The following is a 7972-nucleotide window of genomic DNA, read 5'->3' as shown; positions in this document are numbered from 1 at the left end:
GCCAGAAGAGTACCGGCTGATGGCCGAAAACCCGGAAGTCTCAAAAAGTGCGTGGAACTAAAGCTGGGATACTTACAGTGGGGCAGTCTACGCGTAAACCCTAAATGTGGAAAAAAAGATACCGTCCAGCCAGGAGGTGGTACTTTCACCTTTTTTGGCACCGTCCCGGCCCCATGGGATCAGCCCCTGGCAGAGCTTTTTTTTGAAATGACGGGGCATATGTTCTGCTTCTGGGATTCGTTGGCCGTGGTCTTACATACAGGTAGCTAACACCAAAATTATGTACTACGGAAATGGAAATTTCGGCGTTTCCGGCGTAAGCCCACGATATGGCTGTGCTCTCCCTGCGAACCTAGTGGTAATTCGGCATTTTCACTGCGGTGACTTATAGGAAATTTCGAAGTGGTCATGAGCTCAATAAAAGCAGATGAACAATATGATTAAATGTGCAGGATCGTCGGAGATGTTGTCTTTACGTTGCATGATTCCGGAATTGAATCATTTCGCCGTTGACGAGATGACGACGCGAATCTTGGCGATAGTTTCCATGATTAACATTCCAGGTTACTTCACAAAAAGGAGGAGTGTGACACACACCCGGGGTGGTCAAAATCGGGCGCTGATCACCCCGGAAACCTGCTCACTTTTGCACGCTGTTTTACACGCTATCGCCTGTAATGGGTTAATACCCGAGTTTAAGCCCGCGCTTGGCCCATCACCCGCGCGGACTGACATCAAAGCTAAAGTATTGCTTATTAAGTCGGCTGAAAGTTCCGTCGGTTTTAATTGCCGCTATCGCCTGGTCAATGCTTTCCCTAAGTTTATCATCTCCTTTGCGCAACCCCAGCCCGGTACCTTTGCCAAACAGATCATTGTCGATAACTTCCTTGCCGTTTAACTCAAACTGCGCGCCTTGAGGTTTACCCAGAAAGGCCACGGAAGCCGAGCTGGCGTCATCGAGGGTGGCATCAAGCCTGCCCAAGGCTAAATCGGCATAAACCTGATCGGGGGACGCGTAGGGAACCACGGTGACGCCGCTATCACGCCAGTACTTATTGGCGTAAGTTTCAAATACCGAGCCTTGCTGCACGCCTACCCGCTTGCCTTTTAACGTTTCGACGCTGGCGGCGGATAATCCCGACTGCTTATGGGTAATCAAATACGCCGGCGTGGTGAATAACGCGGTGGAGTAATCGATTGATTTCTTTCGTTCTTCATTAATAGATAGTGATGAAAGAATGGCGTCGAACTTTTTGGCTTTCAGCGCGGGGATTAAGCCATCAAACGAGTTTTCGACAAATACGCATTTTCTGTTCATTTTCTCGCAGATTGACTTGCCCAGGTCGACGTCAAAGCCAACCAGATTGCCCTTGGCATCTTTGGATTCAAAAGGGGGGAAGGTGGGATCAATACCTAGCCGCAGCGCCGTTTGTGTGGCGGAAAAAGCGCTGTGACTGACGGCCAGCATGACCAATACCAATGCTAATTGCTTCATTATTTCACCTTTATTTTTACCACAGGGCTATTGTAAGTTAAAACGGTCAGGGCGGAACGGCGACAGCATAGGATGTGCCTTGCCCGTGGTAATTTCCCAGCTAAGCAGTTCACCAATAATCAACGCAAGCGTCGCGCCTGAATGGGTAAACGCGACATAACAGCCCGGCGCTTGCTTAATCTCGCCCAATACCGGGAAGCCATCGGCAGGAACGGGTTTCCACCCCGCTTTATAACCTGCCAAGGCCAGCGGCGTTGCCGGGTTAAGGATTTGGTTGGCCTCGGCTAACAGTTGCGTGATGATGCTGTCGGAGACCGTGCAATGACCCAACTCATCTTCTCTAATATCATCAGCATACCAGCTGTGATCCACCGCCAGCCTAGCGCCGGGATGAGGTCGCATCGCCACTCTGGGGGTGTTCAGCACCACGGCCGGGCGCGCATCCACGGGCTGGGTAATGGCGAGCATCGATAATACCGAGCCGTCCGGCAGATCTATTCCCATTCCCGCCAACACCTTGGTAGTGGATGGGCCGCAGGCCAGCAAGACTTTATCGCAGAGATATTCACCCTTTGCGGCTGACACCACCCCGTTAACTGTACCCTGAGCATCAAGCAGCGGCACGGTGTTGCCCGCATTCTCGATAATCGTGCCGCCAAGCTGTATAAATTCCGCCGCCATATGGGCGATAAATTCGGGCAGGCTGACCCAGCCTTCGCCGGCATTATAAATTGCGACAGCCGTTAACGCGGCGGGATTGATATTGGCATCGATATTATTGACGTCGGCGGCCGGATAAAGGGCAGAATCATAACCACGCTGATGTTCTTGCATATGCCATTGCAACACTTCATCCTTTTCCGACCAGAACAACCCACCGTCGAATTTTAACCAGTCCACGCCGGGATTTTTACAATAGAGCGTGCGATACCGATCAATACTCGCCATCCTCAGTTTATAATACTCGTCGGGCCAGGGGCCGGAGGCGTTTAACCAGGATAATGAGCGGCCCGAAGCGCCGGAGGCTAACGTCGTTTGGGTAAACAGGCTGGTTCGCATACCGTAGCGCGCCAGGTGCAGCGCGCAGGACATACCAATCACCCCGCCGCCAATAACCGCGATTTTCATTCTTACCTCCCTAAAAGTTAACATTTATTCCACTAACGGTTAACAGTAACGTTAAACCTAGCCCTCGGGTAATAACGAAAACTTATTCTGGCACAGACAAGTATGACGGGCTGCCGCCGGCCGCGTATAGCAGTGTATTGCCGAATTCCAGGCCGCCTAGCTGCGCATCGGGTGAAATAGGCGATATTCGCAGATGCACGACGTAACCGGATGGCGAACTCACCTTGCTCTTCGATATTGACCTGACGATACTGACTCCCGTGCCCCACAATACTGATCTCTTCCCAATCTGCGGCCCAAGCCGCTAAATGCATCTTTCGTCGTCGCGCACCGGCGCAATCTGTCGCAACGAGTGAGGGCTTTTATGAATTGGACTGAGGAAGTGTTGAAGCCTTATTTTGACTAATGTCTGGGTGAACTAGGAGAACGGGGGTGGTTAAAGCGCACTTATTTATTTAGTGTCTGTTAATTAATACATCGTGGCATTTACCATGTCCGCTTCACGCCCTGATACATTCGACAAGCTTTTTACGGCATCAGTAAGGGCGATTTTCTCTCTCCCAGTGCCAGAAAATATTTCGCTTCGTCATAACGGGTTCTGGTCTTCCAGCAGTGGTAAATGATCCTTATCCATTTGAATGCCAGAGCCCGGTTTGTGATGGATGGCGACAGCCTGAGTCTTCCGCCAAGAGGCTACGACAAAAACCACCCGTTGTTAGCGGAATTAAAACGCAAAGATTTTATCTCGGTTAAAAGCATTGCGTTTGAGGATCTGTGCAAGCCGGATGTTATGGATTTTTGCGCACAGCAGTTCAGGCATTGCGCGCCGCTGATGTCCTACCTGTGTTTTGCACTTGAGCTGGATTTCTAAAACCCCGTTGAGAAAAACCGTACCGGCCATATTTTGCCGGGCTGAATTTCAGGCATAAAAAAGACATCAGCTTTACTACAGTCTGAAAACCTGGGTGGATAAGTTCCTAAATCGGAGCGGATAATGTCAGTGTAGCGACAAGTTGCTAAGAAATGTGTGGCGAAACATTCAATGCCGACAAACCCTCCTGACAGACACCCAAAATTACTTCATTTAATTCAATGCATTAATGTAAACATCCCGTATGGCATGTCCCATGCTTGTTCCTTTCCAAACCTTGAGTTGAGCAACACCAAGCTGGAGAGTGAGTCATGCAGAGAAAAATGAAAACCATGGACGGGAATACGGCGGCAGCCTATGTGTCTTATGCCTTCACGGATGTTACCGCGATTTATCCTATTACACCGTCAACTCCGATGGCAGAAAGTGTCGATGAATGGGCCGCACAGGGTAAAAAAAACCTGTTTGGTCAAACCGTAAAAATCATGGAGATGCAGTCCGAGTCTGGCGCTGCCGGGGCAATACACGGTGCCTTGCAAGCCGGCGCATTGGCCACCACTTATACCGCTTCGCAGGGGTTGTTGTTAATGACGCCTAACATGTACAAGATTGCCGGTGAACTGCTGCCTGCCGTTTTTCATGTCAGTGCGCGTGCTCTGGCAACCAACTCGTTAAATATCTTTGGGGATCACCAGGATGTCATGGCTGTTCGCCAGACCGGTTGCGCCATGCTGGCGGAAAGCAGCGTCCAGCAGGTGATGGATCTGGCGGCGGTGGCACATCTGACCGCCATCAAAGGACGTATCCCGTTTATCAACTTCTTTGATGGTTTCCGTACCTCTCACGAAATTCAGAAAATCGAAGTTCTCGATTATAAAGAACTGGCCGCGTTGCTGGACTGGGATGCTGTTACGCGTTTTCGCCAGAATGCGTTACATCCGGACCATCCCGTCGTACGCGGTACGGCGCAAAACCCGGATATTTATTTCCAGGAGCGTGAAGCGTCGAATAAATTCTATATGGCTCTGCCGGAAATGGTGGAGTCATACATGGCCAAAATCAGCAAGCTCACCGGCCGCGAGTACCACCTGTTCAACTATTACGGTGCGCCGGATGCTGGCCGGATGATTATCGCGATGGGGTCGGTGTGTGAAACCATTCAGGAAACGGTGGATTACCTTAATGCCAGCGGAGAGAAAGTCGGCGTGCTGACCGTGCACCTTTACCGACCTTTTTCCCTGAAGCATTTCTTTAAATACATTCCGAAAAGTGTCAGTAATATTGCCGTTCTCGACCGGACTAAAGAGCCGGGTTCACTGGCGGAACCGCTGTATCTCGACGTGAAAAGTGCGTTTTATAACAGCGACTGGCGCCCGGTGATTGTCGGCGGCCGCTACGCACTGGGCGGTAAAGATATTCTGCCTTCTCATATTATTTCTATCTTCGATAACCTGCTTTCTGAACGTCCGCGCGATGGCTTTACGGTGGGGATCAACGACGATGTCACCTTTACCTCATTGCCGCTCTCAGGTCGTGATCTTGATACCTCAGCCAGCGAAACGACCGCCTGTAAATTCTGGGGACTGGGTTCAGACGGGACCGTCGGGGCCAATAAAAGTGCCATCAAAATTATCGGCGACAAAACCGATATGTATGCGCAGGCCTATTTTGCTTATGACTCTAAAAAGTCCGGCGGCGTCACGATGTCGCATCTGCGCTTTGGTCATAGCCCGATCAAATCCCCGTATTTAATCGATAAAGCTGATTTTATTTCATGCTCACAACAATCCTACGTTAACAAATATCACCTGCTGGCAGGGCTGAAACCGGGTGGAACCTTCCTGCTCAACTGTAGCTGGGATGTTGCGGAGCTGGACGAAAAACTGCCCGTTGCCATGAAGCGCTATATCGCGGCATACGATATTCAGTTTTATATCGTCAATGCGGTCGGAATAGCCCAAAAACTGGGGCTGGGCGGGCGCTTTAATATGATCATGCAATCGGCTTTTTTCAAACTGGCAGACATCATTCCCCCGGCCCGCGCAGTGGAATACCTGAAACAAAGTATTGAGCATGCGTACGGTAATAAAGGTCAGAAAGTTGTCGATATGAACAATCTTGCGGTGGACAGCGGCATTGAATCGGTGGTGAAAATCAGCGTGCCGCAGGCGTGGAAGCACCTTGAGGACAACGTGGTGCCACACAAGATGCTGCCTGCATTTATTAAAGATATTCTGATCCCGATGAACCGTCAGGAAGGGGATTCGTTGCCGGTCAGCATTTTTGATGGCATCGAGGACGGCACCTTCCCGTCCGGCACGTCGGCATATGAAAAACGCGGGGTGGCGATTAACGTGCCTGTGTGGCAGACGGACAAATGTACCCAATGTAACCAATGTGCCTTTATCTGCCCGCATGCGGCTATCCGCCCTGTCCTGATTTCTGAAGAAGAGAGGCAAAATGCACCGGCAGGGTTCAGCGCCAAACTGGCCAGCGGAACAGAAGATGCCTGGTACCGCCTCGCCGTTTCTCCGCTCGATTGCTCCGGTTGCGGTAACTGTGCGGATGTCTGCCCGGTCAAAGGCAAGGCGCTGTCGATGCAACCGCTGGAATCGCAGGAACACGAAATTGAGCTGTGGGAATATGCGCTCAGCCTGACACCCAAAGCCAATCCGCAAAATAAATTCACCGTGAAAGGCAGCCAGTTTGAACAGCCTCTGCTGGAGTTCTCCGGCGCCTGTGGGGGTTGCGGTGAAACGCCTTACGCCAAACTGGTGACTCAGTTATTTGGCGACAGAATGATGATTGCCAATGCGACCGGATGTTCATCGATCTGGGGCGCGAGCGCACCTTCTATTCCTTATACCACTAACCACAAAGGGCAAGGTCCGACCTGGGCCAACTCACTTTTTGAAGATAATGCCGAGTTTGGCCTTGGCATGCTGCTGGGTGTGGATGCGATTCGCGATACCCTCGCCACACAGGTTAAAGCGGCGCTCGACAATGCGCCGGATGCGCCACTGGATGCAGAACTGTCAGCCTGTCTGAGTGACTGGCTGGCAAATAAAGATCAGGGCGAAGGCACCCGTGAGCGGGCTGAAAAAGTAGTGGCACTTCTGGCTTCGCAGACGCCAGGGAAAAATCCGCACACCGACAGTATCTATGCCCACCGCGATTATCTGGCGAAGCGTTCTCACTGGATATTTGGCGGTGACGGCTGGGCCTACGATATCGGCTTCGGAGGGTTGGATCATGTGCTGGCATCGGGTAAGGACGTCAATGTTCTGGTATTTGATACCGAGGTCTATTCCAACACGGGCGGTCAGTCGTCTAAATCGACGCCAGCGGCAGCCATTGCGCAATTCGCTGCCAGCGGCAAGAAAACCCGAAAGAAAGATCTGGGCATGATGGCGATGAGTTACGGCTACGTGTATGTCGCACAAATCGCAATGGGGGCCGACAAAAATCAGACATTGCGGGCAATTGCCGAAGCCGAGGCGTATCCGGGACCTTCCCTCATTATCGCTTACGCGGCCTGCATCAACCACGGTTTGCGTATCGGTATGGGATGCAGTCAGCGTGAAGCCAGGCGCGCTGTCGAGGCAGGATATTGGGCTAATTACCGTTATCACCCGCAACTGAAAGAGGCCGGTAAAAACCCGTTCATTCTCGATTCTGAGGAACCTGAAGAGGATTTCCAGGCGTTTCTGGCAGGCGAAGTGCGCTACTCGTCATTGAAAAAGCTGTATCCGGAATTTGCCGAGTCTCTGTTTAAAAAGACCGAAGACGATGCACGCGAAAGACTTGAAGGCTATAAAAAACTCGCGTCATCCTGAGAGAAAACGGCGAGTCGTCATGGCACTAATCTTTTAATAAACATTTGATATATCAGGAGATGATTATGGCTACCATCGGTATTTTTTTTGGGTCTGATACCGGACAAACAAGAAAAGTTGCGAAGCTTATCCACCAGAAACTGGACGGGATTGCCGACGCGCCCCTGGATGTCCGGCGCGCAACCCGCGAACAGTTTTTATCCTACCCGGTCTTGCTGTTAGGTACGCCAACACTGGGCGATGGGGAGCTACCTGGTATGGATGCAGGCAGTCAGTACGACTCCTGGCAGGAGTTCACCAACACGCTGTCTGAAGCTGATCTGAGCGGTAAGACGGTGGCATTGTTTGGGCTGGGCGATCAGCTTAACTATTCCAAAAATTTTGTTAGCGCAATGCGGATCCTCTATGACCTCGTCATTGAGCGTGGCGCCTGTGTTGTCGGTAACTGGCCGCGTGAAGGCTATAAATTCTCGTTTTCCGCTGCACTGCTGGAAAACAATGAGTTTGTCGGCCTGCCACTGGATCAGGAAAATCAATACGACCTGACAGAAGAGCGTATTGACACCTGGCTGGATAAGCTTAAACAAGCAGTGCTTTGACCCTCCGGTGATGGCACCTCCGCAAAAAATATAAAACCAGCCG

At 51.2% G+C, this 7972-nt stretch carries 6 protein-coding genes and 2 pseudogenes; 6 read left to right on the top strand and 2 right to left on the bottom strand.

Features of this window, described 5'->3' with window-relative positions; translation table 11 throughout:
- Both DXU84_RS25285 and DXU84_RS25435 read left to right on the top strand, forming a co-directional pair.
- Positions 1-270 (top strand): annotated as a pseudogene (locus DXU84_RS25285) (DUF1440 domain-containing protein); the annotation flags it as partial.
- Positions 271-444: 174 nt separating this feature from the next.
- Positions 445-513 carry a DUF2767 family protein gene (locus DXU84_RS25435; protein WP_072012284.1) on the top strand — a complete coding sequence of 23 codons (69 nt, stop codon included), beginning with the start codon at positions 445-447 and terminating at the stop codon, positions 511-513.
- 202 nt (positions 514-715) lie between these two features.
- Here the strand turns inward: DXU84_RS25435 and DXU84_RS24750 are convergent, their stop codons facing one another.
- Complete coding sequence (locus DXU84_RS24750) at positions 716-1495, bottom strand: transporter substrate-binding domain-containing protein (protein ID WP_037035506.1); 780 nt, start codon at positions 1493-1495, stop codon at positions 716-718.
- A gap of 27 nt (positions 1496-1522) precedes the next feature.
- On the bottom strand, positions 1523-2623 hold the full coding sequence (locus tag DXU84_RS24745) for an FAD-binding oxidoreductase (RefSeq protein WP_037035505.1): 1101 nt from the start codon (positions 2621-2623) through the stop codon (positions 1523-1525).
- A 280-nt stretch (positions 2624-2903) separates the two neighbouring features.
- On the opposite strand from DXU84_RS24745, the pseudogene DXU84_RS25280 reads away from it, so the two are divergent.
- From DXU84_RS25280 to DXU84_RS24725, 4 genes and pseudogenes are all read left to right on the top strand, one after another.
- Positions 2904-3029 (top strand): annotated as a pseudogene (locus DXU84_RS25280) (LysR family transcriptional regulator); the annotation flags it as partial.
- A 213-nt stretch (positions 3030-3242) separates the two neighbouring features.
- On the top strand, positions 3243-3494 hold the full coding sequence (locus tag DXU84_RS24735) for a DUF2461 family protein (protein ID WP_037035504.1): 252 nt from the start codon (positions 3243-3245) through the stop codon (positions 3492-3494).
- Between the two features lie 311 nt (positions 3495-3805).
- Positions 3806-7330: a pyruvate:ferredoxin (flavodoxin) oxidoreductase gene (nifJ, locus tag DXU84_RS24730; RefSeq protein WP_153376834.1), complete on the top strand. Its 3525-nt coding sequence runs from the start codon at positions 3806-3808 to the stop codon at positions 7328-7330.
- A gap of 65 nt (positions 7331-7395) precedes the next feature.
- Positions 7396-7929, top strand: a complete 534-nt coding sequence (locus DXU84_RS24725) for a flavodoxin (RefSeq protein ID WP_153376833.1) — start codon at positions 7396-7398, stop codon at positions 7927-7929.
- Positions 7930-7972 lie beyond the last annotated feature (43 nt).

Source organism: Rahnella sp. RcJ3 (genome assembly GCF_009498575.1).
Taxonomy (GTDB): Bacteria; Pseudomonadota; Gammaproteobacteria; order Enterobacterales; family Enterobacteriaceae; genus Rahnella; species Rahnella aceris.
This window is presented reverse-complemented; position numbering and strand designations above follow the sequence as displayed.

Coding starts and splice junctions, on each gene's coding strand:
- DXU84_RS24750 (WP_037035506.1), bottom strand. CDS start 1,495: ATGAAGCAATTAGCATTGGTATTGGTCATGCTGGCCGTCAGTCACAGC.
- DXU84_RS24745 (WP_037035505.1), bottom strand. CDS start 2,623: ATGAAAATCGCGGTTATTGGCGGCGGGGTGATTGGTATGTCCTGCGCG.
- DXU84_RS24735 (WP_037035504.1), top strand. CDS start 3,243: ATGATCCTTATCCATTTGAATGCCAGAGCCCGGTTTGTGATGGATGGC.
- nifJ (WP_153376834.1), top strand. CDS start 3,806: ATGCAGAGAAAAATGAAAACCATGGACGGGAATACGGCGGCAGCCTAT.
- DXU84_RS24725 (WP_153376833.1), top strand. CDS start 7,396: ATGGCTACCATCGGTATTTTTTTTGGGTCTGATACCGGACAAACAAGA.